Raw genomic sequence first — 25,740 nt, 5'->3', positions numbered from 1 at the left:
TAAGTAGTCAGATATTCGAATCGAATCTTCCAAATGTGCAGCTCTGCTCGCCATACTTCATGATTAATGAAAAAAAGAAATTATCTATCAATTATCCATCATTTGACTATAAAGTGAACAGCATTGCAACAGACCCCAAGTAAACAGGCGAAAAAAACGCCAGCATCGTTGCTGGCGTTGATCTTACTGAGAGAGCTGAACTGCCGTCTACCGATACGTCCTTGTATGGCAATTATGCTGGCGGTACTTAAGCGCCGCGCTGTTCCAGAATCTCTACAGCTGGTAATACTTTGCCTTCGAGGAACTCAAGGAAAGCGCCGCCGCCGGTAGAGATATAGCTGACATCGTTGGCAATATCGTACTTAGCCACTGCAGCCAGGGTGTCACCACCACCGGCAATCGAGAACGCTGGGGAAGCAGCAATCGCGCGGGCCAGCACTTCGGTGCCTTTGCCAAACTGGTCAAATTCAAATACGCCAACCGGGCCATTCCAGACAATGGTACCGGCGGTTTTTAATACTTCAGCCAGGCGTGCTGCGGTATCCGGGCCGATATCAAAAATCATATCATCGCTGGCCACATCGGCAATCGCTTTAACAACAGCAGGCTCGGTTGGGGAGAATTGCTTGCCAATCACCACATCGCTAGGCAAAGGCACATCGCCGCCACGGGCGCGGATTTTGGCGATTACGCGCTTGGCGTTATCCACCAGATCGGCTTCGGCTAAGGATTTACCCACTTCACGGCCTTCGGCCAGTAAAAATGTATTGGCAATGCCGCCGCCCACGATCAGGTAATCCACTTTATCTGACAAAGATTCCAGAATGGTTAGCTTGGTAGATACCTTAGAGCCCGCCACAATGGCCACCAGTGGTGAAGCCGGTGCTTTCAGCGCTTTGCCCAGCGCATCCAGCTCGCCTGCCATCAACAGGCCAGCGGCTGCGACAGGGGCAAATTTAGCCACGGCGTGGGTAGATGCTTCGGCGCGGTGCGCTGTACCAAAGGCATCGTTTACAAATACATCGCACAACGCAGCGTAGGCCTTGCCCAGCTCGTCGGCGTTTTTCTTTTCGCCTTTATTGCAGCGCACGTTTTGCAGTAGTACCAGTTCGCCAGCTTTCACAACAAAACCGTTGAAATCATTCACCACGGCCACATCCGTGCCCATTAATTCGCCAAGGCGTTTGGCTACAGGGGCCAGATCATCGGCAGGCTGAAATTCGCCTTCAGTCGGGCGGCCCAGATGGCTCATCACAATCACGCCGGCACCGGCTTGCAAAGCGGCTTCGATCGTTGGGATCGATGCGCGGATACGGGTGTCATCACCAATCACACCGTCTTTTACCGGCACATTCAGATCGGCACGGATCAGTACTTTTTTACCCGCTAATTCAAGCTCGGTCATCTTACGAAAAGCCATGGTGATTTCCTTTTAAAGGATGAAATGTAAAGAGGAATAGTGTGAGGCAAATACGCAAGCAGAGCATAACGCTCTGGCAGCGACTGCGCTTAAGATGTTTGACGCATTTTAACATACTGATTCTGAGATCTATGAAGCAAGCTCCTGCACTATTGCGCAATCGCAATTTCCTTTTGCTCTGGCTGGCCAGCCTGATCAGCAACTTTGCACTCGCCATCGCCATGCTGGCCGAAACATGGCTGGTGATCAAAACCCTGGGCGCAAAAGAGCAGCTGGGGCTGGTGATGATCGCCGGATCGGTGCCCCGCATTATGCTGATGGCGGTAGGCGGCGTGCTGGCCGACCGGATGAAGCGCAGCCATATTATTCTGGCCTCGGTAGGCCTGCGGGTGCTACTGCTGATGGTGCTGGTGGGGATTGTTGCCAATGATCAGCTCAGCATGGGCGTGATGGTTGGCTTTGCGCTGATTTATGGCGCGCTGGATGCTTTTTTCTGGCCTGCGCGCGATGCACTTGTCCCCAATATTGTGGCCGAAAGCGATTTAACCCGCGCCAATTCCATCATGCTGACGACCAATCAGGTGGGGCTGGTGTTTGGCCCGGTGCTGGGTGGCACCATGCTGGCTTTATTCAGCTATGAAACCGTATTTTCGCTCACCGCCATCATGCTGCTGGCCGGGCTGATTGCCATGGCACTGATCAAAGAGCCTGCCTTACTGGCTGGCCGCAAGCGATTCAGCATGCTCAGCGAGCTGAAAGAAGGCATGCAGTACATGATTCAAACGCCCGTGCTGCGGGCCCTGATGCTGGTTTATGCTGCGGCCAATTTACTCTTTATGGGCCCGCTGGGATTAGGCGTGCCGCTGGTGGTAACGGATCTTTTGCAAGGCAGCGCCAGCACGCTTTCCTTTATGCAAAGCGCTTTTGCGGCGGGCATGGTACTGGGCGGGCTGCTGCTTACCCTCTACCCGCCAATCCAAAAACGCCTGCTGATGATTACCGTGGTGATTGCCATCGAAGGCCTGCTGCTGGCCTCTTTGGCCCTCGCGACCTGGCTGCCCGCAGCATTAGCGCTGCAAGTTTTAATCGGGCTGGGCGTTGCAGCCAATAATGTGCCAATGATGTCGCTGATCCAACATTACACCGACAGGCAAAAACTGGGGCGGATTATGAGCCTGAACTCAATGGCATCCATGGGCCTCGCCCCGCTCTCCTATGCTCTGGTTACCGCCTTATTTGCGATGCATATCAGCATCCGGTGGGTGCTGCCGGTATTTGGCCTGCTGCTGGCGCTGCTGATGGTGGGCATGACGATGAAAATACGGGTGATCAGAGAGATTGATTAGTCATCAACCCTCACTAAACCAGCTTTAAATGACATCCCGCACATAAAAAAACGCAGCCAACCGCTGCGTTTTTTTATCGCTGACTTCTTGAAATCAGAAGTTAAGCTGTGCACCAAGATAAATACCATCGGCTACCGTCACTGAGCGGTTTCCATCTTTACCTTCCATATGTCCATACTGATAGCCCGCATCCAGCGACACCATCTTAGTCATATTCCAGCGCACGCCTGCACGCATTTCTTTGTAATGATCCACGCCATCAGAAGCCAGGCCCGATGGTGCAAAATAACCCTGGCCATAAATCGTAAACGCGCCAACAGGAATATCCACACCGCCACCCAAAGCAGCCGCGTAATGGTTATCCTGATGTTTAAAATTCATATAAACCAGCTTGCCGCCTGCTTTAAGCTTGGCAATCCCCAGTGGCGCCTGCACGCCCAGGCCCAGCGAGCCGATATTGCCTGTGCCATCATTGGTCAGCCAGTCTGCACTGGTGGTCAATAAAAGCAAGCTTCCTTCATAAGACGCACCAAAAAAACCATCGCCTGCTCTTGCTGTCAGCTCACCCGCTTGTGCTGCCACAGGTAAAGACAGCGCCAGGATTGCGCCCAAAAGTGTTTTTTTCATGTCAGCTCCAGCAAGCAGTTTAAAAATATTTGCCTGATAGTAAGCCTGAGAAACACACCATGGGTAGGCGATTAATTCCAGTTTTAATGGCTATTTTTTACGAAATTAAATCAATACATCAAGAAATGAGCACTATTTTGCGCCTGATGAATAGTGCAGCAGATGCCGCTGATAAATCTGATTAACCATGACACAGCCAGGCTAAAGAGCGTGCCGCCATCGCAGTGTAACAGTGGCCGGGTATCCGTTTATTTGCGCTATTTTGAATAAAAACATAAGAGAAACCACAAAAGTAAATCCGTTTTAACGCTGTACTTCAATATCCATTGATGCCTGTTAATCCGAAAATATAATTAATAATCTGAAACACGGCCTGATTAGCACCCGGGTGAATATCACTAAATATTCTTTAATAAAAAATAATCAGTAAAAACTTGAAAAAAGTAACTGCGTCATCTAACAAGCAACAAATTTCTTACAAAGAACATGTAAGAGAAACAAGGATTAAAGTTATCAACTAATAAACCGATAAATGGCTGATTCATTATCAAACGGCAAAAAACCACCATGTATCTTGTGAGCAGAACAGGACGAGAATTCCTCTGTATCATAAGAGACTGAATCTCATGTTTTTAAAAGCACCGGATGTAAGAATGACAGCCCTGCTTTTATCACTTGCAATTGGATAGCATGATGAGCGTCTTTACTGGCATGACCACCAGCCAAATCGCAGAACTGACCACGGCCCAGATTGCCAGTGTGAATACCGCTGCGATTGCCTCACTGACAACAATCCAATTAGCACAATTTAACACCCGCCAAATTGCAGCATTAAACAGCACACAAATCAGCCAGGGCCTGAGTACTACGCAAATTGCCGCGCTGAGCAGTAATCAGATTCAATCTTTAAGCAGCGCACAAATCAGTGCATTTAGCAGCACACAAATCTCAGCACTGGAAACCGACGATTTCGCCGCCCTGAGCACGGCAATCATCGCCAGCTTAAATACCAAGCAGCTTAGCGCACTCAGCAGCAATCAGATTGTGGCACTATCCAGCGCTCAGGCCGCCGCGCTCAGCCAGGCACAAGTAACGTCGCTCTCCACTTTACAACTGGCCTCCTTAGAAACCAGCGATTTTACCGTGCTTAAAACCAGCGCCATCGCGGCGCTGTCCAGCAGCCAGATTACAGCGCTCACAAGCAGCCAGATTGCCGCGCTGAACTCCAGCCAGGCAGCAGCGCTCAGCAGCACGCAGCTGGCGGCGCTGTCTTCAACACAATTAGCTGCACTTGAAACCACCGATTTAGCCGCAATCAAATCCAGCGCCATTGCAGCACTATCCAGCCAGCAAATCAGCGTGCTCAGCAGCAGCCAGATCATTGCACTGAGCACCAGTCAGGCGGCAGCGCTGACATCCGGCCAGGCCGCGGCGCTTTCCAGCACGCAATTACTGGCACTGGAAACCAGCGATCTTGCTGTATTTAAAACCAGCGCCATCGCAGCATTATCAAGCGATCAGCTCAATACGCTGAGTACTTTGCAAATAGCCAGCCTGAGCACCAACCAAATCGCGGCGATCAGCACCGCCAATACCGCCAGCGGTTTAAACAGCAGCCAGATTGTGGCGCTCTCCACCCAGCAAGCTGCAGCACTCAGCTCAGCTCAGGTGGCCGCCTTATCCACCAGCAATATTGCCGCCATGGAAACCGCTGATTTAGCCGCACTGAAAACCAGCGCCATTGCCGCGCTCACCAGTAATCAGCTGAATGTGCTGAGCACTTTACAAATCAGCAGCCTGAGCAGCAGCCAGATTGCGGCACTATCCACCAGCAATATTGCCAATGGCTTAAACAGCAATCAGATTGTGGCACTCACCACCAGCCAGGCAGCCACCTTAAGCAGCGCCCAGGTGGCCGCCTTATCGGCCAGCAATCTGGCCGCAATGGAAACGCGTGATTTAATTGTGCTGAAAACCAGCGCTATTGCCGCTTTAAATACCGCACAGCTCAGCGCCTTAAGCAGCGATCAGATTGCCAGCCTGAGCACCAGCCAGACCAGCGCCTTAAGCACGTCCAATATCGCCAATGGCTTGAACAGCAATCAGATTGTGGCACTCACCACCAGCCAGGCTGCCGCTTTAAGCAGCGCACAGGTAGCCGCCTTATCAGCCAGCAATCTGGCGGCGATGGAAACTCGGGATTTAATTGCATTAAAAACCAGCGCTATTGCGGCCTTAAACACCTCGCAAATTGGCGCGCTGACTACGGCGCAAATTGCCAGTTTAAGTACCAGCCAGATTGCCGCACTCAACACGGCAGACATTGCTTACGGGCTAAACAGCGCCCAGGTTGCAGCCCTCACCAGCAGCCAGACCGCGGTACTGAACAGCGCCCAGCTGGGGGCGCTATCCACAACAAATCTTGCCGCGATGGAAACGGCTGATTTTGCAGCGCTCAATACCAATGCCCTTAGTGCTCTTTCCAGCAATCAGATGCAGGCACTCACCTCAGATCAAACCATTGCCCTGACGACTGCTCAGGCTGCTGCGCTGTCTTCCAGGCAGACATCTGCACTCACAAGCAGCAATATTGCTGCGCTGGAAACCTCTGATTTAAGCGTACTGAAAACCAGCGCCATCGCCATTCTTGGCAGCAATCAGATCGCCGCATTAAGCAGCAGCCAGATTGCTAGCTTAACCACCCAGCAAATTGCAGCACTAAATACGGCCGGCATCGCTGGCGGGCTCAACAGTCTTCAGGTAATTGCTTTAAGCAGCAGCCAGATCGCCACCTTAAACTCCAGCCAGGCAGCGGCGCTTTCCGCAACAAATCTGGCGGCCATGGAAACACGAGATGTAATCGCGCTCAAAACCAGCGCCATTGCCGCTTTTAATACCGCGCAGATCAGCGCATTAAGCACTGATCAGATTGCCAGTCTTACCACCAGCCAGATTGTGGCTTTAAGCACCACCAATATTGCCTCTGGCCTGAACACCAGCCAGATTGTGGCGCTCACATCCAATCAAACTGCGGCTTTAACAACGGCCCAGCTTGCTGCGCTTTCAGGCACCAGCCTCGCTGCAATGGAAACCCGCGATCTCATCACCCTTAAAATCAGCGCCATTGCCGCCTTAAATACCGCGCAGCTCAGCGCCTTAAGCTCTGATCAGATTGCCAGTCTCTCCACCAGCCAGATTGTGGCTTTAAGCACCAGCAATATTGCCTATGGCCTGAACACCAGCCAGATTGTGGCGCTCACATCCAGTCAAACTGCAGCCTTCACAACAGCTCAGGCAGCCGCGCTTTCAACCAGCAACCTGGCCGCCATGGAGACCAGCGATTTTGCTGCGCTCAAATCAACAGCCATCGCCGCTTTTTCTACCAGCCAGATTAAAGCGCTGACATCTGATCAGGCCATTGCCCTTAGCACGCTGCAAGCATCAGCACTCAGCTCCTCACAGGTGGCTGCGCTTTCAAGCAGCAGCATTGCTGCACTTGAAACAAGCGATCTGAGCGTCTTTAAAACCAGTGCCATTTTTGTGCTCAGCAGCGCCCAGCTTGATGCCCTGAGCACCAGCCAGATTGCCAGCCTGAGCAGCAATCAGATTGCGGCTTTAAGCACAGCCAATATTGCAAATGGCTTAAACAGCAACCAAATTGTGGCACTGACCACCAGCCAGGCTGCGGCGCTGACCACAGCACAAGTTGCCGCCTTATCCACCAGCAATCTGGCCGCCATGGAAAGCCGTGACTTAGCGGTACTAAAAGTAGCCAGCATTGCCGCGCTATCCAGCAAACAAATTAACGTGCTCAGCACCGATCAGTTTGCCAGCCTGAGTACCAGCCAGATTGCCGCACTCAATACCACCGTGATTGCTGGCGGCTTAAGAACCGATCAGATTGCGGCAATGAGCAGCAGCCAGGCCGCCGCTTTAAGTGCGGTGCAAATCGCCGCGCTATCAACCAGCAACCTAGCCGCCATGGAAACCGCAGATTTTGCTGCACTGAGCGCGGCCGCCATTGCCGGTCTTTCCAGCAATCAGGCCAGCGCCCTGAGTACCAGTCAGCTGCTTGCGCTGACCACCCTCCAGGCAGCAGCGCTCAATACCCGCCAGGCAGCAGCCTTATCCAGCGCACAATTAGCCGTACTGGAAACCAGCGATTTAGCGCTGATACAGGCGGCCTCCATTGCTGTTTTATCCAGCACGCAAATCAGCGGGCTGAGCAATGCTCAGCAAATCAGCCTGAGCAGCAGCCAGATTGCCGCGCTCAATACCCAGGCCATCGCCAGCCTGAGCAGCGATAAAATCGCGGCTTTAACATCAGCTCAGGCCAGCGCCCTGAATACCGCGCAAATTGCAGCGCTATCCACAGCGCAAATTGCAGCCATAGAAACAACGGACTTTGCCTCCCTCAGTAACGCCGCCATTGCCGCGCTTTCTACAGATCAAGTGGGCGCGCTGAGCACCGCGCAAACCGTTGCGCTGAGCTCCGGCCAGGCCAGCGCCCTGACTACGCGGCAAATTTCGGCATTATCAAGCACGCAACTTCAGGCTTTAGAAACCAGCGACTTAGCTGCGCTTTCCAGCATGGGCATTGCCGTTTTATCCAGCAGCCAGATCAGTAATCTGAGCACTTATCAGCTAAGCAGCCTCAGCAGCAGGCAAATTGCAGCGATAAATACCAATGCATTGGCGGGCCTGAGCACAGAGCAAATAGCCGCGCTGACTTCCAGCCAGTCGGCAGCCCTGATCACCAGCCAGGTTGCCGCATTGTCCGGCAGCCAGATTGCCGCTTTTGAAACCAGCGATCTGGCCGAGCTTAAAACCAGCGCAATTGCTGTACTGAGCAGCACGCAGCTGCAAGCGCTCAGCACACAGCAAATTGCCAGCCTGAAAACAACGCAGATTGCCGCCTTAAATACCGCTGGAATGGCAAGTTTGACCAGTGATCAGATTGCAGCCTTAAGCACTCAGCAGGCAGCCACACTGAGCAGCACGCAAGTGGTGGCACTTTCTTCCTCGCAAATCAGCACGATGGAAACCAGCGATATCGCGGCACTGGGCACAACCGTGCTTGCCGCCCTGTCTACCCATCAGATTGCGGCGCTTACCACCGGGCAAATTGGCGCATTAAGCAGCATCAGCAGTTTAACGGCCAGCCAGATTGCAGCGCTCACCTCAAACCAGGCGGCCGTACTCAGCGCCGGCCAGGCGGCCACCTTAAGCAGCCTGCAAATAGCCGCCCTGGAAACAACAGACTTAGCCGCCATCGCCACGGCATCGATTGCCGCGCTTTCAAGCAGCCAGATTGGCGCGCTCAGCACCCAGCAATTTGCCAGCCTTGGCAGCAGCCAGATCGCCAGCTTAAATACTCAGGCCATAGCAGGTTTAAGCAGCGATAAAGTCATTGCCCTCAGCACCAGCCAGGCCGGTGCACTGACAGGCGTGCAAGCCGCAGCCCTGACAAGCACCAATATTGCCGCGCTGGAAACCAGTGATTTAGCCGCGCTCACAACCAATGCCATTGCCGCGCTGACAACAAATCAGATTACGGCGCTCAGCACCCGGCACATTGCGGCGCTGAGCACGGATGCCATTGCCAATGGCTTAACCATGAATCAGGTGATGGCACTGACCTCCACCCAGTTTGCTGCGTTTTCCATGGCCCAGATTACCGCCCTCTCGGAAAACACCATAGGCGGGCTGGATACCTCTTATCTTGCGCTGATCAGCACCAGCGCCATTGCGGCTTTATCAAGCACACAGGTCAGCTCGCTCACGGCGGCGCAAATTGCCAAGCTCAGCAGCACACAAATTGCCGTGCTGAACACCAGCGCCATCGCCAATTTAAGCGCCGCTCAGGTGATTGCACTCACCACCAATCAGGCATCCGCCCTGACGACCGGCCAGGTTGCCGTGCTTTCAAGCACCGCGATTGCGGCCCTTGAAACCAGCGATTTAGCCACCTTTAAAACCACGACCATCGCAGTACTCAACAGCAATCAGACCAGCGCGCTGACTGTGGAGCAAATCGCCAGCCTGAGCACCAGGCAAATAGCCGCCATCAGCAGTAATGGCATCGCTCATTTAAGTGCCGATCAGGTGATTGCACTCACCACTAATCAAGCCGCAGCCCTCAGCACAAACCAGATAGCCGCTCTGAGCACTGCCAGCATCGCAGCGATGGAGCTTGAAGATTTTGCGGCGCTTAAAACCAATGCCATCACCGCACTGACAACAAATCAAATCAGCGCACTGACTGCAGATCAAACCATTGCACTGACCGCACAACAAGCCGCTGTGCTAAACAGCAGCCAAGTTGCGGCGCTCAGCACCAGCAATATGGCCGCAATGGAAACCAGCGATTTGCTGGTGATTAAAACCACGGCCATCGCTGCATTAAATACCGCCCAGATTGCCGCCATGACAGGCGAGCAAATAGCCAGCCTGAGTACCAGCCAGGTACAGGCACTCAACACAGCGGCCATTGCCAGCGGCCTGACGCCGGATCAGATTGTGGCGCTGACCACCAGGCAAGTTGCTGCACTCAGCACGGCTCAGATCACCGCGTTTTCTACCTCCGGCCTTGCTGCTATGGAGGCAGAAGATTTTGCCGCGCTTAAAACCAATGCCATTTCTGCGCTGCTGACTCATCAAATCGCCGCGCTGACGGCGGAGCAAACCATTGCCCTGACCACACAACAAGCGGCCGCTCTGAGCGCCAGCCAGATCACTGCGCTGGGCAGCAGCAATATCGCCGCAATGGAAACCAGCGATCTGGCTGCACTGCAAACCAGTGCCATTGCCGCCTTATGCACAGCCCAAGTGGCGGCGATGAATGCCAGCCAGATTGCCAGCCTAACTACAAATCAGCTTATTGCGCTCAGCACCGCCGCCATTGCCAGTGGCTTAAGCAACGCAAAAATTGCGGCGCTCACCTCGCAACAAACAGCCGCCCTCAGCACCGATCAGATCAGCGCGCTTACAAGCACCCAAGTGGCCGCCATGGAGGCGGCTGATTTTGCGGCACTGGGCACGCTATCCATTGCTGCTCTCTCTACCGCGCAAATTAAAGCCTTAAGCGTAGCCCAGACCATTGCGCTGACCACACAACAAGCCGCCGCACTGAGCAGCAGCCAGCTTGCCGCGTTTACCGTCAGCAATATGGCCGCAATGGAAACCAGTGATCTGCAGGCTCTGAGTACTCATGCCGTGGCTGTACTCAATACGGCACAAGTGGCCCCCCTGAATGCAGATCAAATCAGCAGCCTGAGCAGCTATCAGATTGCCGCCTTAAATACGGCTGTCATCGCCAGCGGTTTAAATGCAGATCAAATTGTGGCACTGACAACAAGGCAAGCTTCGGCGCTCAGCAGCACTCAGCTTGCCGTATTGTCAGGCAGCAATCTTGCGGCCATGGAAGTCGAAGACCTTGCCGCGATTAAAACCAGCGCCATTGCTGTTTTATCCAGCGCACAGGTGGGCGCTTTGGGAATTGAGCAGATTGCTGGCCTGAGCACAAAGCAAATTGCCGCACTGAATACCAGCGCCATAGCAAACTTAAGCAACGATCAGCTCGTGGCCATCACCACCAGCCAGGCTGCTGCCTTAACAACAAGCCAGGCAGCGGCGCTCAGCAGCATTGCGGCCATGGAAGCCATTGACTTTGCAGCCCTAAAAACCACCGCCATTGCGGTGCTCTCTACCGATCAGATAAGTGCACTCACCGCTGACCAGACCGTCGCCATGAGCACATCACAAGCAGCAACCCTGAGCGCCAGCCAGATAACCGCCCTCAGCGCCACGAATATGGCATCCCTTGAAACCAGCGATCTGCTGGCGCTCAAAACCAATACCATTGCCGCCTTAAATACTGCCCAGGTCGCCGCATTAAGTGCAGAGCAAATTGCCAGCATGAGCAGCGCCCAGATCGCCGCACTTAATACTGCGGCCATTGCCAATGGATTAAGCAATGAGCAAGTCATTGCGCTAACAACAAAACAAGCTGCAGCACTCACTACATCGCAAATTGCCGCCCTCTCTGCCAGCAATATTGCCGCGCTGGAAACCGCTGATTTAGCCGTGCTCAAAACCGCAGCCATTGCCACGCTGTCATCGGTGCAGGTTGCCGCCTTAACAGAAGAGCAGGCCGGGGCGCTCAGCGCCAGCCAGATTGCAGCGATTACCCCCAACAGCCTGGCAGCCATGAGCATCAGCGATATCGCCCTGTTAAAAACCAGCGGCATTGCAGCGTTAAGCTCCGCGCAAATTACCGCCCTAGGCACATCACAAATCGCCAATCTGAGCAGCAGCCAGATTGCGGCAATCAGCACAGCCAGCATGGCAACAGGCTTTACCGCCGCACAAATCATTGCGCTTACATCTTTCCAGGCCGCGTCTTTAAGCGCCAGCCAGGTTGCATCGCTGTCAACCAGCCAGATTGCCGCCTTTGAAAGCACTGATTTTGCTGCAATCAGCAGCAGCGCCGTAGCCAGCCTGTCGGCCAGCCAGCTGGGCGCACTCAATACCGCCCAGGTGGCGGGGATGAGCACCAATCAAATCGTGGCACTGAACTCTGCCAGCCTTGCCACAGGCTTTACCACCGAACAAATCATTGCCCTTACTTCGGTACAGGCTTCTGTCATTAGCGCCAGCCAGTTAGCAGCGCTTTCCACCAGCAATATTGCAGCAATAGAAAGCGTCGATTTTGCGGCACTCAATACCAGCGCCATTGCGGCCTTATCAGGCAGCCAGGTGCTTGCCATCACCACCTCACAAGCCGCCGTGCTGACTAACAGCCAGCTGCAAGCCTTCTCAGGCAGCAATCTGGCCGCGCTGGAAACCAGCGATCTGGCAGCAATCAGAAGCAGTGCCATTGCATCGCTCAGCACGCAACAGATCCCAAGCCTCAGCACCACGCAAATCCAAAGCTTAACCACGCTGCAGGTGCAGGCATTTACCACCACCCAAACGATGGCACTCACCGGTGCCCAGCAAGCGGCCTTTACCACCACACAAACGCCTTACCTTGCATCGATCAGCCCGCTGGTTCTGGATTTAGACGGCAACGGTATCAGCACCACCAGCCTGGCCGATGGTGTTGAATTTGATTTACTCGCCAGTGGCAGCAAAATCAAAACCGGCTGGGTGGGCCAGGGTGATGGCTTGCTGGTGATGGACAGAAACCATGATGGCGTGATTAACAATGGGAAAGAATTATTCGGCACGTCCACCCTGCTAAGCGACGGCAGCAAAGCCGCCAATGGCTATGCGGCACTGGCCGAGCTGGACAGTAATCACGATGGGGTGATCGATAGCTACGACAGCGATTTTGAAGAGCTGCGTGTCTGGCTAGACGCCAATCAGGACGGCATCAGCGACGCCAGCGAATTGAAACGCCTGATCTCACTGGATATCAGCAAGCTTAATCTGGATGTTCGCAAGGCAGCTGAAAAAGACAACGGCAATTTCATTGGGCTTAAATCGACATTTGAAACCACCAACGGCCAGATCCATACCGCTGCCGATGTTTGGTTTACCACCGAAAAACCAGCGGCAGCCACGGATTTGCGCACAAAAGTGGTCAATATGGTGCAAACCATCGCCGCCTTTAACGAAGCCAGCACAAACGCTTGGCAAGCCCCGGAAAAACTGCCTGTTACCCTCAGCAGCGATGCCATTCTGGCTTCACCAACCGTCAGCAACGTCAGCCAGATGGCATCCCTGCTGAAAAACTTCGACACCAACGGCCGCCTCATCGGCGGCACAGAAGCCCTTGTCTCCAGCGATCAAACCCTAAGACTGAATGGCCTGGCCAATACACAGGCTGCGGGGATATTGGCGATAAGCAAGTAAATGTAGCGTGGGCAAGATAAATCACCTTGCCCACCCTGCCGTCTGATTACCCCAGTACCGGGTAATCGGTATAACCCACTTCATTGCCACCATAGAATGTCGCCTGATCAGGCGTATTCAATGCGGTGCCTTGCTGGTAGCGCGCCACCAAATCTGGGTTAGCAATAAACGGGCGGCCAAAGGCGATTGCATCTGCGGTGCCAGTGGCTAAACGTGCTTCTGCTGTTTGTACATCGTAACCACCACAAGTCATAATCACGCCCTGGTATTGCTTGCGTAAATCAGTACGGAAAGTATCACTTAAAGGCTGACCACCAGCCCAATCCGGCTCGGCGATATGCAGGTAGGCTACGCCAGCGCGGTTAAATTCCTCAGCCAGATACATAGTCATTGCTTCGGATTCATCGTCCACAATATCGTGCGCTACAAAGTTAGGAGATAAGCGCACGCCTACTTTATCTGCACCGACTTTTGCGGCCACTGCATTGATCACTTCCAACAACAGGCGGGCACGGTTTTGCATATTGCCGCCATATTGATCGGTGCGCTTATTGCTGCCCGTGGCTAAGAATTGCTGCAGCAAATAGCCATTGGCCGAGTGGATTTCTACAAAATCAAACCCTGCCCGCATTGCACGCTCTGCAGCGGCCACATAATCGGCCACAATGCCAGGCAGCTCGGCGGTTTCCAGCGCACGCGGCGCATCGCATGGGGCCCGGCTTGGCGTGCCATCCGGCAGAATCACAAAACTGGTGGAATTGATGGCCTGAATAGCGGAAGGAGCAACAGGCGCTGCGCCGTTTTCCTGTACCAGCCGGTTAGAGATCCGTCCCACATGCCAAAGCTGTAAGGACATCTTGCCACCGTTGGCGTGCACTGCATCCACCACTTTTTTCCAGCCCGCTTCCTGGGCGTCGGTGTAGATACCAGGCGTCAGAGAATAACCCTTGCCTTGATTTGTAATATTGGTTGCCTCTGAAATAATCAGCCCCGCACCAGCGCGCTGGGCGTAATAGATGGCATTCATTTCCGTTGGCACATCGCCAGGCTGGCTGGCGCGGGAGCGGGTCAGCGGCGCCATAATCATGCGATTAGCAAGTGTGGTTTTGCCAATGGTGATGGGGGTGAACAATTTATCTGCAGACATAAGATTTCCTTTATTAATAAAATTAAATATAAAAATCAAACTTACTCAGCAACCTTCACTACCAGCTTGCCTGCGTTCTTCCCTTCCAACAGGCCAATAAAGGCTTGTGGGGCGTTTTCCAGGCCTTGTACTACGTCTTCACGGTATTTGATTTTGCCCTCAGCAATCCACTGGCTCATGGCGGTGAAGAATTCTCCGTAGCGATGGCCGAAATCGTCCCAGATAATAAAGCCTTGCATGCGGATACGTTTTCTCAGCAGTGTACCCATCAGGAGTGATAAACGATCAGGGCCATCTGGCAGGCTGGTAGCGTTGTATTGCGAGATCAGGCCGCAAAGCGGTACACGCGCTGCAGGGTTGAGCAGAGGCAGAACCGCATCAAATACCGCGCCGCCTACATTTTCGTAATACACATCGATGCCTTTATCGCAGGCCGCAGCCAGCTGCTCGGCAAAATCGCTGGCGCGGTGATCGATACAAGCATCAAAACCCAGCTCTTTCACGGCGTAAGCGCATTTATCTGCACCACCGGCAATACCCACTACACGGCAGCCTTTAATTTTGGCTATTTGCCCGACAATCGCGCCTACCGCACCGGTAGCAGCAGCCACCACCACGGTTTCACCCGCCTTAGGCTGGCCAATTTCCAGAAGACCCATATAGGCGGTAAAGCCTGGCATGCCCAATACACCCAATGCGTGCGATGGAGACGCCAAAGCGCCCAGCTTTTGCAGGCCTGTGCCATCCGAGATGCTGTAATCCTGCCAGCCACCAAAGTTCACCACTAAATCGCCCACGGCATAATCGCCATTTTGCGATGCTTCAACACGGCTAACCGTGCCGCCAACCATTACAGCGCCTACTTCAACAGGCGCGGCATAAGAAGGCGCATCGCTCATCCGACCACGCATATAAGGGTCCAGCGACAGATACAAGGCGCGCAACAATACTTCACCGCTGCCAATAGCTGGGACGGCGTGCTCTTCTAAGCGAAAATCAGCAGGTACAGGTGCACCATGCGGGCGGCTGGCTAAAACGATGCTGCGATTCAGTGTTGGTGACATAAGTAAGCTCCAGAGTGTTTGATCCCCGCACGCAGGGAAAACGACAGGAAACAAAACCTTTTGCTTCCTGTGTGATTAATTAAACAGCGCGAATTTCGTAATCCATGCGTGGGAAATGAAGGTGCAGCAGGCCGCAAACGGCGCTTTGACGGGCAATCACAATCTTTTTCTCGTCCAGATAAACCAGCTCACCCGCCACGCTTTCCTGCGGATAGCCTTCTGGTTGAACAGCCACTTTCTGGCCAGCTCTGAATATGAAGTCCTGCATTTCAGCAAGAGCGACAGGTTTCGCCTGCTTTGCAGCAGCAAACGCATCACCCGCTGAGATACTGCTCATCTCGCCATGGCCAAATGCCGCTATTCTGGCCATCCACGGCAATACAGCCATGGTGTTTGGCGCCAGCGCTTCTAAGGCATGTGCGCCCTGCAAAAACCACAGGGTATGAAACACCGCAAAATCGCCCGCAGAGGGACTGATGCCGCCCAGAAAATCAACTCCGCTTAAAGCCTGATCCAGCTGATAAATCAAGGCGCGCAGCTGGATGGTTAATTGCGCCTGATCAGCAATCAATTGCGATTTTTGTAAAGGCAAATGGGGGTGCATGGCAATACGATCATCAAGCAGGGCTTGTGGAATATGCTCCACACGACTTGCCATCAAATAGCGTGCAGCACGCCAAAAAATATCCACATCAAATAAGCGGCCCAGTAATTCGGCTTGCGCCGCCTTTGGCCCTGAGGCCAAAGCAGGCAAAAGGGTACGCTGCTCCAGCTCCGCAATAATCAATGCCGAATCACAATAAATATCTGCGCCAATTTGCAATACCGGCGCACGCCGGTATCCACCGGTAAGCTCCATTAAATCGGGTTTAGGCAGCACAGGAGGCATAAGCAGGGATTGCCACGCCAGCCGCTTAAACCCCAGATAGGATCGCACTTTTTCTGAGTAGGGCGAGGCCTGGTAATGATGCAAAATCAGCGCAGCATTCATATCAGTAGCTGCCTTCTAAAACGAGCCTGCTGGTAGCCAAGTCCACATCACCGTGCTCACCCAGGGCCACCATGCCGTGGGCTTTTAGCTGCTCAAGCACGGCATTAATGGCGCTGACTTCCAGACCATAATCACGCATGCGGGTTTTAACGCCCATGGCTTCAAAGAAATCACGGGTTTTGGCAATCGCGGCATCGATACGTGCATCATCCGAGCCTTCCGTAATGCCCCATACACGATCAGCGTATTGCAGCAGTTTTTCACGCTTGGTGGCGCGGCGCACATTCAGCATCGATGGCAAGATAATCGCCAGCGTTTGCGCGTGATCGATATTGTATAAAGCAGTCAGCTCGTGCCCCAGTAAATGCGTCGCCCAATCTTGTGGCACACCGGCACCGATCAAGCCATTGAGCGCCATCGTAGCGGCCCACATTAAATTAGAGCGCACGGTGTAATCATGCGGCGTTGCCAGCGCTTGCGGGCCCACTTCGATCAAGGTTTGCAACAGGCTTTCGGCAAAGCGGTCTTGCACGGGGGCATTGGCTGGGTAAGTTAAATATTGCTCAACCACGTGCACAAAGGCATCCACCGCGCCGTTACCAATTTGCCGCGCCGGCAGGCTGTAGGTTTTAGTTGGATCAAGCACAGCAAACTGTGGGAACACCAAGGGATTCATAAATGCTAATTTGGTCTTGGTTTCGCTGCGCGTAATCACCGAGCCACTATTCATTTCCGAGCCGGTAGCAGGCAGAGTCAGCACTGCGCCCATCGGCAAGGCGGCTTTAATGTTCCGGCCGTGCGTAGTCAGAATATCCCAAGGCTCGCCTTCGTACAGGGCAGCTGCGGCAGCAAATTTGGTGCCATCAATGACCGAGCCCCCACCCACAGCCAGCAGAAAATCAATTTTCTCTGCCTTAATCTGTGCCACGGCTTTCATCATGGTTTCATAAGTTGGATTGGCTTCAATGCCAGAGAATTCAGCAACGCTGTGGTTTTTTAAGGCATCCATCACTTCGGTGTAAGTGCCATTTTTTTTAATACTGCCGCCGCCGTAGAGCACCAGCACGCGGGCATTTGCAGGCACCAGAGTGGCCAACTTAGCAATCTGGCCTTCGCCAAAAACGATTTTAACGGGGTTGTAAAATTCGAATTGTTGCATGGTGCATTCCTTATAAATTTACAAAAATAGACCAGTCGTCTAGATTGGGTATCAAAAAAATCGGCAACGTTGCCGAAGTGTTTATTACAAATATGATCGGGAAGGCAAAGCTGATCTGCCCTTCCCCATTAAGCGGTGCGCGGGCACAAAAGTGTGCCGCTACCTACAAATCTTTCACACCTAAAAGGTGGCAAGTGGTTTGCATGGCGGTTTCCAGCGCGCTGCTATCCTGACGTATTTTGGTCAGCAGGCTGGCACCCAGCCACATCTGATACAGCATCAGCGCCACAGCCTGCGGGCTCATTTCCGGCAATACGGCCCCTTCGCAGCGCGGCTCATCCAGCCATTTTGCTAGGCGCTCAATCACGCCATCAGTGCCCTGCTTGAACACCTGCCGCATGGGTTCTGACAAATCGGCCACTTCTGCAGAAAGCTTAACCACCATACACTGATTCGCCTGGCTGCAAGCGCCTTGCGTCATCAGCCAGCTGCGCCAGTAATGCATCAGCCGCTCGCTGCCGCAATCGTATTGCGCCTCTAAAGACTGCATATGCAGCTGATAATTGACAAAATAGCGCTCTAAAAGCGCACAGCCAAAGTGCTCTTTTGAGGGGAAGTAATGATAGAACGAACCTTTAGGCACTTCGGCAGCAGTTAAAATCTCTGCCAGCCCCACCGCAGTGAACCCCTTCCCCCTGAGGATGGATTCGCCCACTGCCAGTAAATGTTCGCGTGTATCTTCGTGTTTTTTCTTAGCCATGAACGCAGTCTCTCACAAGAATAGACCAGTCGTCTAGTTTTTTGTTTAGGGTGGGCACGTTTTTGTTCCCCCCAACAGTTACCTCAAGCACTTCACGGCGGGGCCACCCCTTATAAGCTAACCACTTTGTTTTTTCATCCGCAAACAACGAAAAAACATAATTACCAAGCTCTCCGCACGGGGCTTTTACCCCCCTGAAAACACGCCGAGCGAGGAACAAGCGGGGTGGGGCCGTCGTCAATTCGTGTTTGAGCGAAGCGAGTTGAATTGACGCCACCTCGATTGTCCGCAGCGAGGGGATTTCGTGTTTTAGGGGTGGCCTTCTTTGGCTTCGTTTCTTGGCCGCACAAGAAAGGAAGGTCCAGCGGGACGCCCGCACCTAAATCAACGTGCCGAAGGCACTTAAAAGTTCTTTTTGACTTTAAGTAGTTAGCAAAAGCGGCGGGTTGCACCCGCCCTACAAAAGCTGCCCCACCATCAATCCAACAAACCTTCAAACAAAGGCGTAGATAAATAACGCTCGCCAAAGGAAGGAATAATCACAGCAATCAGCTTGCCTGCGTTTTCTGGCCGCTTGCCCAGCTCGATAGCGGCCCAGGTTGCTGCACCTGCGGAAATCCCGGCCAGAATCCCTTCTTGCGTGGCCAAGGCTCGCGCTGTTGCAAATGCATCTTCGCTCTTTACCCGAATCACTTCGTCATAGCTTTCGGTATTCAATACGCCTGGCACAAAACCCGCGCCGATCCCCTGAATAGGATGCGGGCCTTTTTGACCGCCGCTCAGCACCGGGCTGGCATCCGGCTCTACTGCCACTGCTTTAAATGAAGGTTTACGCGCTTTTAATACTTCCGAAATCCCTGTGATTGTGCCGCCTGTACCCACACCAGCTACCAGAATATCAATCTGGCCATCGGTATCTTTCCACAGCTCTTCTGCCGTTGTGCGGCGGTGGATTTCCGGATTAGCCGGGTTTTCAAACTGCTGCGGCAAAAAGTAATTGCTGTGCTCAATCACCAAGGCTTTTGCCGTGGCAATCGCGCCGCCCATGCCTTCTGCAGCAGGGGTTAACACCAGCGTGGCGCCATAACCGCGTAATAATGCACGGCGCTCTTTAGACATACTTTCTGGCATAGTGAGCACTAATTTATAGCCACGCGCCGCACAAACCATCGCCAAACCAATGCCGGTATTGCCGGAAGTAGGCTCCACAATCACCGTATCCGGCCCGATCAGGCCAGCCGCCTCGGCAGCATCAATCATCGCTACAGCAATGCGGTCTTTCACCGAGTGCGAAGGATTTAAGAACTCCAGCTTTGCTACAATCGTTGCCCCGCTTGCTTGAGCAACACGATTTAACTTTACTAAAGGCGTATTGCCGATCAGATCGGTAATGCTATTGGCGATTTTCATGCGGCATCCTTGTCATCAGTTTCATAAAAGATGGTTGATTGTAGCGGCAATATAATTAACAGATAAAGTGACTAAAAAATCTAAGGAAAGATCAATGAAGGTTTATCGCGTTGGCGGTGCTGTAAGGGACAAATTGCTGGGCCTGCCGGTAAGGGATATTGATTGGGTGGTGGTTGGCAGCACAGCAGAGGCGATGCAGGCACTAGGCTACACGCCTGTTGGCAAAGATTTCCCGGTATTTTTGCACCCTAAAACGCACCAGGAATACGCCCTTGCCCGCACCGAACGCAAATCCGGCCATGGTTACAAAGGCTTTACCGTATTTGCAAGCGAAGAGGTTACTTTAGAAGAAGACTTGCTGCGCCGCGACCTCACCATTAATGCGATGGCCGAAGATGAGCTCGGCCAGATCACCGATCCGTTTAACGGCCGGGCCGATCTGCAAGCCAAGCTATTGCGCCATGTTTCCCCCGCTTTTAGCGAAGACCCGGTACGTATCCTGCGCCTCGCACGCTTTGCCGCACGCTTTGGTTTTGATGTGGCGCCAGAAACACTCACCCTGATGCAGGAGATGGTCAATAGCGGTGAAGCTGATCATCTGGTGGCAGAAAGGGTGTGGCAGGAATTTGCCAAGGGGCTGATGGAAGACACACCATCCAGGATGTTTGAAATACTGCGCCGCTGTGGAGCGCTGACCCGTATTGCACCGGAAATCGACGCGCTTTGGGGCGTGCCGCAACGTGCCGACTATCACCCTGAAGTCGATACCGGCGTGCATGTGATGATGGTGCTCGACTACACCGCCAGCCAAAACTGGCCGCTCACCACCCGCTTTGCCGCGCTCTGCCACGATTTGGGCAAGGCCACCACGCCAACCGATATTTTGCCAGGGCATATCGGCCATGAAGCACGCGGTGTGCCGCGGGTTGAGGCTTTGTGCGAAAGATTACGTGTACCTGGCGATTGCCGGGATCTGGCCCGCATGGTTTGCCGTGAGCACACCCACATCCACACCGCAGAGCAATTACGCCCCGCCACCGTACTGGAAGTCTTTCAGCGCTGCGATGCATTCAGAAAGCCAGAACGCTTTAGCCAAATGCTCGACGCTTGCCTGGCCGATGCGCGTGGGCGCACAACTTTTGAAAACTGCGAATATCCGCAAGCCGCCTTTTTATTAAAGCTGCTGGCCGCAGCCAATACCGTAAACAGCGGTGAGATTGCCCAAAGCTGTGCAGATAAGGCACAAATCCCGGAGAAAATCAGGCAGGCCAGAATAGCGGCCATTCGTGAAGCGGGCACACACAAGCTTTAAAAAATAAGACTCTCAAGAAGAAAACGTGAAGGATGCCCGTGCGCAAAAAAGCCCGCCAGTTGCCTGGCGGGCTTCCCACAATACGCTACACATCCATGAGACAAGCAGTAAACCGATACCTTTTAGAGAGAGAATTGGAGGACACCCGTCTCACTTGCTTGCAGCGAACTGTTAGTACGCCCTAAGACTTTATCTTTGACCTTAGGGCTTTATCTATATTAGCTATAGATTATATGCTTTTTCACCGTGGCTCGTCACATCCAAGCCTTCACGTTCTTCTTCTTCAGGTACACGCAGGCCAATCACCAGATCAACCAGCTTAAAGGCAATAATCGAAACCACAGCAGACCATAACAAAGTTGTGCCTACGCCGATAGCCTGAATTTTTACCTGGGCAAGAATCGAATAATCTGCGGCCACTTTATTAGCTACATAATCCCAGATCCCTGTGCCGCCCAAATCTGGTGCTGCAAATACACCGGTCAGAATGGCTCCTAAAACACCACCCACGCCATGCACACCAAACACATCCAGAGCATCATCCACCCCCAGCAGGCGCTTCAGACCATGCACACCCCACAGGCAAATAACGCCTGCCAGCAGGCCTATCACCAAGGCTCCTCCTACCCCTACAAAGCCGCAAGCTGGGGTAATCGCTACCAAGCCCGCTACCGCACCCGATGCAGCGCCCAATAATGAAGGCTTACCTTTTAGCATCCACTCGGCCAGTAACCATGACATGGTCGCTGCCGCTGTTGCCAGCCATGTATTAATAAATGCCAGAGCCGCCACACCATTGGCTTCCAGTGCTGATCCGGCGTTAAAACCAAACCAGCCAAACCACAGCAATGATGCACCAATCATGGTCATGGTCAGGCTGTGCGGTGTCATGGCTTCACGTCCAAAACCAATACGCTTGCCCACCATAAACGCGCCAACAAGCCCTGCAACCGCAGCGTTAATATGCACAACCGTACCACCAGCAAAATCAAGCGCACCTTTTTGGAATAAAAAACCTGCCGTGGCGGTTGCCGCATCAGCCGCAGCTTGCGTCAGATATGCATCAGGGCCGGTCCAGTACCAAACCATATGTGCCATTGGCAGGTAGGAGAAAGTGAACCAGATCGCGCAAAAAGCCAGTACGGCTGCAAATTTAATCCGCTCAGCAAACGCGCCAACAATTAAGCCGCAGGTAATCGCCGCAAATGCCCCCTGGAAAACCACATAAATCAGCTCAGAGATACCGATGCCTTTACTAAAGGTTGCAGCAATTGAATCAGGCGTTACCCCTTTGAGCATCACTTTGCTGAACGAGCCAAAGAAAGCATTGCCTTCAGTAAATGCCAGCGAGTAACCGTACACCACCCACAGCACGGAGATCATTGCAAACACAGAAAACACCTGCATCAGCACCGACAGCATATTTTTAGAGCGCACCAAACCGCCATAAAACAAGGCGAGGCCTGGAATAGACATCAAAATCACCAGGGCAGTGGAGATAAACATCCACGCGTTATCCCCCTTATTAATGGTATCCACGATGGCAACGGGGGCAGATGCGGCCGCTTCAACAGCAAAACCTTGAGCTGAGGCCGCGCTAAGGACGAAAGCTGCAAATAATTTTTTCATCATCACTCTCTCCGGCAAGTTTTAAGTTAAATGGCTGCTTCGCCCGTTTCACCCGTACGAATCCGCACCACGTGCTGCAGGTCAAATACAAAGATTTTGCCATCGCCAATCTTGCCGGTATTGGCGGCTTTTTCGATGACTTCCAGCGTTTGCTCCAGCTGATCATCACCGATAGCCACCTCCACTTTGACTTTAGGAAGGAAATCCACCACATATTCGGCACCACGATAAAGCTCGGTATGCCCTTTTTGGCGGCCAAAGCCCTTCACTTCAGTCACGGTTAAGCCCTGAACGCCAATTTCCGACAAAGCTTCGCGAACTTCATCGAGCTTGAACGGCTTAATAATCGCAGACACGAATTTCATGGGGTGCTCCTTCTCAAAGGTGGGGTACGATCAAAGATCAGCACAAAGTATGCCAAGCGATAAAACGCACTGAATTCATAGCCTTGAAAATCGCTCAGCGGGGTAATGCACCAACAATAGACGTTCTATGGTGCACTGCAACTTAAATTTGCACCAGAGTGGTGCGATCTAAAAATGGCAAGCTTCTGCTAAACTTAAAAGTCAAACCGACACCGTTCAAAAGCGAGTCAGCAACACTTGCCTGTGCAACAACGGAATAAGAATGAACAATCACCCGCCCCACATGCGGTGCAGCAACAACACCAAGGATATTCACCATGCTTAAAGATAAATTTTTTGACGAAATCGCCAGCAAAATCACCGAAGCGATTGCAGCCAGCCCAGCCAAAGATATGGAAAAAAACGCCCGCGCCATGATGGCCTCGGCTTTTACCAAAATGGATTTAGTCACCCGTGAAGAATTCGAAATACAACAGGAAGTGCTGGCCCGCACACGTGAAAAAATGCATGAATTAGAAGCCCGGATCAGCGAGCTGGAAACCAAACTGCACGCCAATAACCCACAAGACGCACTATGATTTTTGGCAAGAAAAAACCAGAAACAGAACAAATCAATACCGGGCGCTTAAAGCTTGTGCTGGCTGAGCCTGCACAGGCGGCGCTTTGGGCCAGCTTCCAGCAAGAAAACCGCAGCCATCTTGCCCCCTGGGACCCGCAAAGGGATGAGGATTTTTTCACCCCCTTTGCCTGGCAGCTCAGGCTGGAAAACGCCAGGCTGCAATTTGAGCAGGGCACAGCCATTCACTGGGTATTGCTTGATACCCACAGTGCTGAAATGCTGGGGCAATGTAGTTTCAGTAATATTGTTCAAGGGCCATTTATGGCCTGTCATTTGGGCTATTCACTTGCAGCTTGCGCGCAGGGCAAGGGCCTGATGAAAGAGGCGCTTGATGCGGCGATTGAACACCTGTTTCGCACCCAAGATTTACACCGCATTATGGCCAACCATCTGCCGCATAATCTGCGCAGCGCCAGGCTGTTGCAAAGCTTAGGTTTTGAAAAAGAAGGCTATGCGCGGTCTTACTTGAAAATTGCAGGGCAATGGCAGGATCATGTTTTAAATTCACTGATTAACCCTGCTCACATGTGAGCTTCAACACAAACACCCGCAGCAAACACTGATGCAAGCTACTTTTACCTGTACCCGTACAAGGGCTCAGCTGTATATTCGCCCTCTCAAAATGTAATCTAATTGAAAGGAATACACGAAATGCAAAAATACGCGGCAGAATTCTTTGGCACTTTCTGGCTGGTACTTGGCGGCTGCGGCAGTGCAGTTTTAGCAGCAGCCTTCCCCGCACTAGGGATTGGCTTTGTGGGTGTTTCCTTAGCTTTTGGCCTGACCGTTCTGACCATGGCCTATGCAATAGGCCATATTTCTGGCTGCCATCTTAACCCTGCGGTTTCTATAGGCCTTTGGGCGGCCAAACGCTTCCCTGCCAATCAGCTTGTGCCCTATATCATTGCCCAGGTTGCAGGCGGGATTGTGGCTGCAGCCGTGCTCTACTTTATTGTGACCGGTAAAGCCGACTTCACAACCCTCGGTGGCTTTGCTTCAAATGGCTATGGCGAGTACTCACCGGGTAAGTTCTCCATGGCCGCAGCGCTGATTACCGAAGTGGTCATGACTATGATGTTTCTGATCATTATCCTCGGTGCTACAGACAAACGCGCTCCACAAGGCTTTGCACCCATCGCTATTGGTCTGGGCCTCACCCTGATTCACCTGATCAGCATTCCTGTAACCAATACCTCGGTGAACCCAGCCCGCAGTACTGCTGTTGCTCTGTTTGCAGGCGAATTTGCTATCGGTCAGCTATGGTTGTTCTGGCTTGCTCCAATTGCAGGTGCCATCTTAGGTGCCGTGATTTACCGCTTTATTGGTAGTGAAGATCAGCCTGCTTAAGCGGGTTGTTAAAGGCGCGACTTAATCCCGAGCGCGCTATGTTGGGCTACTTTTGAACAAGGATGCAGCAATGAAAGCCATACCACATGGATACCATACCGCAACGCCTTACTTGATAGTCAACAACGCAGTCAGCGCCATTGAGTTTTATAAAAGCGCCTTTAACGCCACCGAAGTCATGCACTTGGCCGACCCGAGCGGCAAAATCGCTCACGCCGAAGTTAAAATTGGCGATTCATCCATTATGCTGGCCGACGAGCACCCTGAAATGGGCTATGTAAGCCCGGCCGCTCTGGGTAATTCGCCAGTGAGCATCATGCTGTATGTAGAAAATGTTGATGCTGCTTTTGAGCAGGCGATTAAGCACGGTGCTGTTGAGCTGCGTGCCGTCAGCGATCAGTTTTATGGCGATAGGATCGGTACATTAAAAGATCCGTTTGGCCATATCTGGAGCCTTGCTACGCATATTGAAGATGTGTCTCCGGATGAAATCAATAAGCGCTTCGCGGCGTTTTTCACTCAGTAAAACGAATACCTTAAACGCAAAAAAGCCGATCTGTATTGAACTGACCCCAATTAGTTGGACAGTATAAAAGCTAGGCGCTCAAGGGCTGGGTTCTGTATTGCACAGGACTCAGCCCTTTTAACTTCAGTTTGATTCGGTCGTGGTTATAGTAATGGATGTA

The 25,740-nt window shown here is 52.7% G+C and carries 18 protein-coding genes; 7 read left to right on the top strand and 11 right to left on the bottom strand.

Annotated features, from left to right (window positions below):
* Nucleotides 1-247 precede the first annotated feature (247 nt).
* On the bottom strand, nt 248-1,420 hold the full coding sequence (locus CSQ88_RS17755; RefSeq protein WP_099399426.1) for a phosphoglycerate kinase: 1,173 nt from the start codon (nt 1,418-1,420) through the stop codon (nt 248-250).
* A gap of 131 nt (nt 1,421-1,551) precedes the next feature.
* On the opposite strand from CSQ88_RS17755, the gene CSQ88_RS17750 reads away from it, so the two are divergent.
* The gene (locus CSQ88_RS17750) at nt 1,552-2,766 is read left to right on the top strand and encodes an MFS transporter (RefSeq protein WP_099399425.1); all 1,215 of its coding nucleotides are present in this window, start codon (nt 1,552-1,554) and stop codon (nt 2,764-2,766) included.
* 93 nt (nt 2,767-2,859) lie between these two features.
* Here CSQ88_RS17750 and CSQ88_RS17745 read toward each other — a convergent pair whose 3' ends face one another.
* Entirely contained in the window at nt 2,860-3,393 is a 534-nt protein-coding gene (locus tag CSQ88_RS17745; protein ID WP_099399424.1) for a YfaZ family outer membrane protein, read from the bottom strand.
* 693 nt (nt 3,394-4,086) lie between these two features.
* On the opposite strand from CSQ88_RS17745, the gene CSQ88_RS17740 reads away from it, so the two are divergent.
* Nucleotides 4,087-13,251, top strand: a complete 9,165-nt coding sequence (locus CSQ88_RS17740) for an S-layer family protein (RefSeq protein ID WP_099399423.1) — start codon at nt 4,087-4,089, stop codon at nt 13,249-13,251.
* 46 nt (nt 13,252-13,297) lie between these two features.
* Here CSQ88_RS17740 and CSQ88_RS17735 read toward each other — a convergent pair whose 3' ends face one another.
* The 6 genes from CSQ88_RS17735 to cysK form a co-directional block, all read right to left on the bottom strand.
* Nucleotides 13,298-14,398 carry an alkene reductase gene (locus CSQ88_RS17735; protein WP_099399422.1) on the bottom strand — a complete coding sequence of 367 codons (1,101 nt, stop codon included), beginning with the start codon at nt 14,396-14,398 and terminating at the stop codon, nt 13,298-13,300.
* 41 nt (nt 14,399-14,439) lie between these two features.
* Nucleotides 14,440-15,462 (bottom strand): NADP-dependent oxidoreductase, encoded by a 1,023-nt coding sequence (locus tag CSQ88_RS17730; protein WP_099399421.1) that lies wholly within the window; start codon nt 15,460-15,462, stop codon nt 14,440-14,442.
* A 79-nt stretch (nt 15,463-15,541) separates the two neighbouring features.
* Nucleotides 15,542-16,453 carry a glutathione S-transferase gene (locus tag CSQ88_RS17725; RefSeq protein ID WP_099399420.1) on the bottom strand — a complete coding sequence of 304 codons (912 nt, stop codon included), beginning with the start codon at nt 16,451-16,453 and terminating at the stop codon, nt 15,542-15,544.
* A gap of 1 nt (nt 16,454) precedes the next feature.
* Nucleotides 16,455-17,612: an iron-containing alcohol dehydrogenase gene (locus tag CSQ88_RS17720; RefSeq protein WP_099399419.1), complete on the bottom strand. Its 1,158-nt coding sequence runs from the start codon at nt 17,610-17,612 to the stop codon at nt 16,455-16,457.
* 163 nt (nt 17,613-17,775) lie between these two features.
* Entirely contained in the window at nt 17,776-18,372 is a 597-nt protein-coding gene (locus CSQ88_RS17715; RefSeq protein ID WP_099399418.1) for a TetR/AcrR family transcriptional regulator, read from the bottom strand.
* A gap of 477 nt (nt 18,373-18,849) precedes the next feature.
* A complete protein-coding gene (gene cysK / locus CSQ88_RS17705; RefSeq protein WP_099399416.1) occupies nt 18,850-19,782 on the bottom strand; it encodes a cysteine synthase A in 933 nt (310 codons plus the stop codon).
* Between the two features lie 94 nt (nt 19,783-19,876).
* Here cysK and CSQ88_RS17700 point away from each other — a divergent pair, with 94 nt between their 5' ends.
* Nucleotides 19,877-21,094 (top strand): multifunctional CCA addition/repair protein, encoded by a 1,218-nt coding sequence (locus tag CSQ88_RS17700; RefSeq protein WP_099399415.1) that lies wholly within the window; start codon nt 19,877-19,879, stop codon nt 21,092-21,094.
* Nucleotides 21,095-21,316: 222 nt separating this feature from the next.
* Here the strand turns inward: CSQ88_RS17700 and amt are convergent, their stop codons facing one another.
* Nucleotides 21,317-22,726, bottom strand: coding sequence for an ammonium transporter (amt, locus tag CSQ88_RS17695; RefSeq protein ID WP_099399414.1), 1,410 nt, complete (start codon nt 22,724-22,726; stop codon nt 21,317-21,319).
* 23 nt (nt 22,727-22,749) lie between these two features.
* A complete protein-coding gene (glnK, locus tag CSQ88_RS17690) occupies nt 22,750-23,088 on the bottom strand; it encodes a P-II family nitrogen regulator (RefSeq protein WP_099399413.1) in 339 nt (112 codons plus the stop codon).
* A gap of 317 nt (nt 23,089-23,405) precedes the next feature.
* Between glnK and CSQ88_RS17685 the strand changes: the two genes are divergently transcribed.
* From CSQ88_RS17685 to CSQ88_RS17670, 4 genes are all read left to right on the top strand, one after another.
* Nucleotides 23,406-23,666, top strand: a complete 261-nt coding sequence (locus CSQ88_RS17685; protein WP_099399412.1) for an accessory factor UbiK family protein — start codon at nt 23,406-23,408, stop codon at nt 23,664-23,666.
* The gene (rimJ, locus tag CSQ88_RS17680; RefSeq protein WP_099399411.1) at nt 23,663-24,238 is read left to right on the top strand and encodes a ribosomal protein S5-alanine N-acetyltransferase; all 576 of its coding nucleotides are present in this window, start codon (nt 23,663-23,665) and stop codon (nt 24,236-24,238) included. Before CSQ88_RS17685 ends, rimJ begins: the two co-directional genes overlap by 4 nt.
* 120 nt (nt 24,239-24,358) lie before the next feature.
* Nucleotides 24,359-25,054 carry an aquaporin Z gene (gene aqpZ / locus CSQ88_RS17675; protein WP_099399410.1) on the top strand — a complete coding sequence of 232 codons (696 nt, stop codon included), beginning with the start codon at nt 24,359-24,361 and terminating at the stop codon, nt 25,052-25,054.
* Between the two features lie 70 nt (nt 25,055-25,124).
* Nucleotides 25,125-25,580, top strand: a complete 456-nt coding sequence (locus CSQ88_RS17670) for a VOC family protein (protein ID WP_099399409.1) — start codon at nt 25,125-25,127, stop codon at nt 25,578-25,580.
* A 70-nt stretch (nt 25,581-25,650) separates the two neighbouring features.
* On the opposite strand, the gene CSQ88_RS17665 is transcribed toward CSQ88_RS17670, so the two are convergent.
* On the bottom strand, nt 25,651-25,740 hold a 90-nt coding region (locus CSQ88_RS17665), incomplete at its 5' end, for an IS3 family transposase (protein WP_143449393.1).

The organism is Iodobacter sp. BJB302 (genome assembly GCF_002735645.1).
Lineage (GTDB): Bacteria > Pseudomonadota > Gammaproteobacteria > Burkholderiales > Chitinibacteraceae > Iodobacter.
This window is presented reverse-complemented; position numbering and strand designations above follow the sequence as displayed.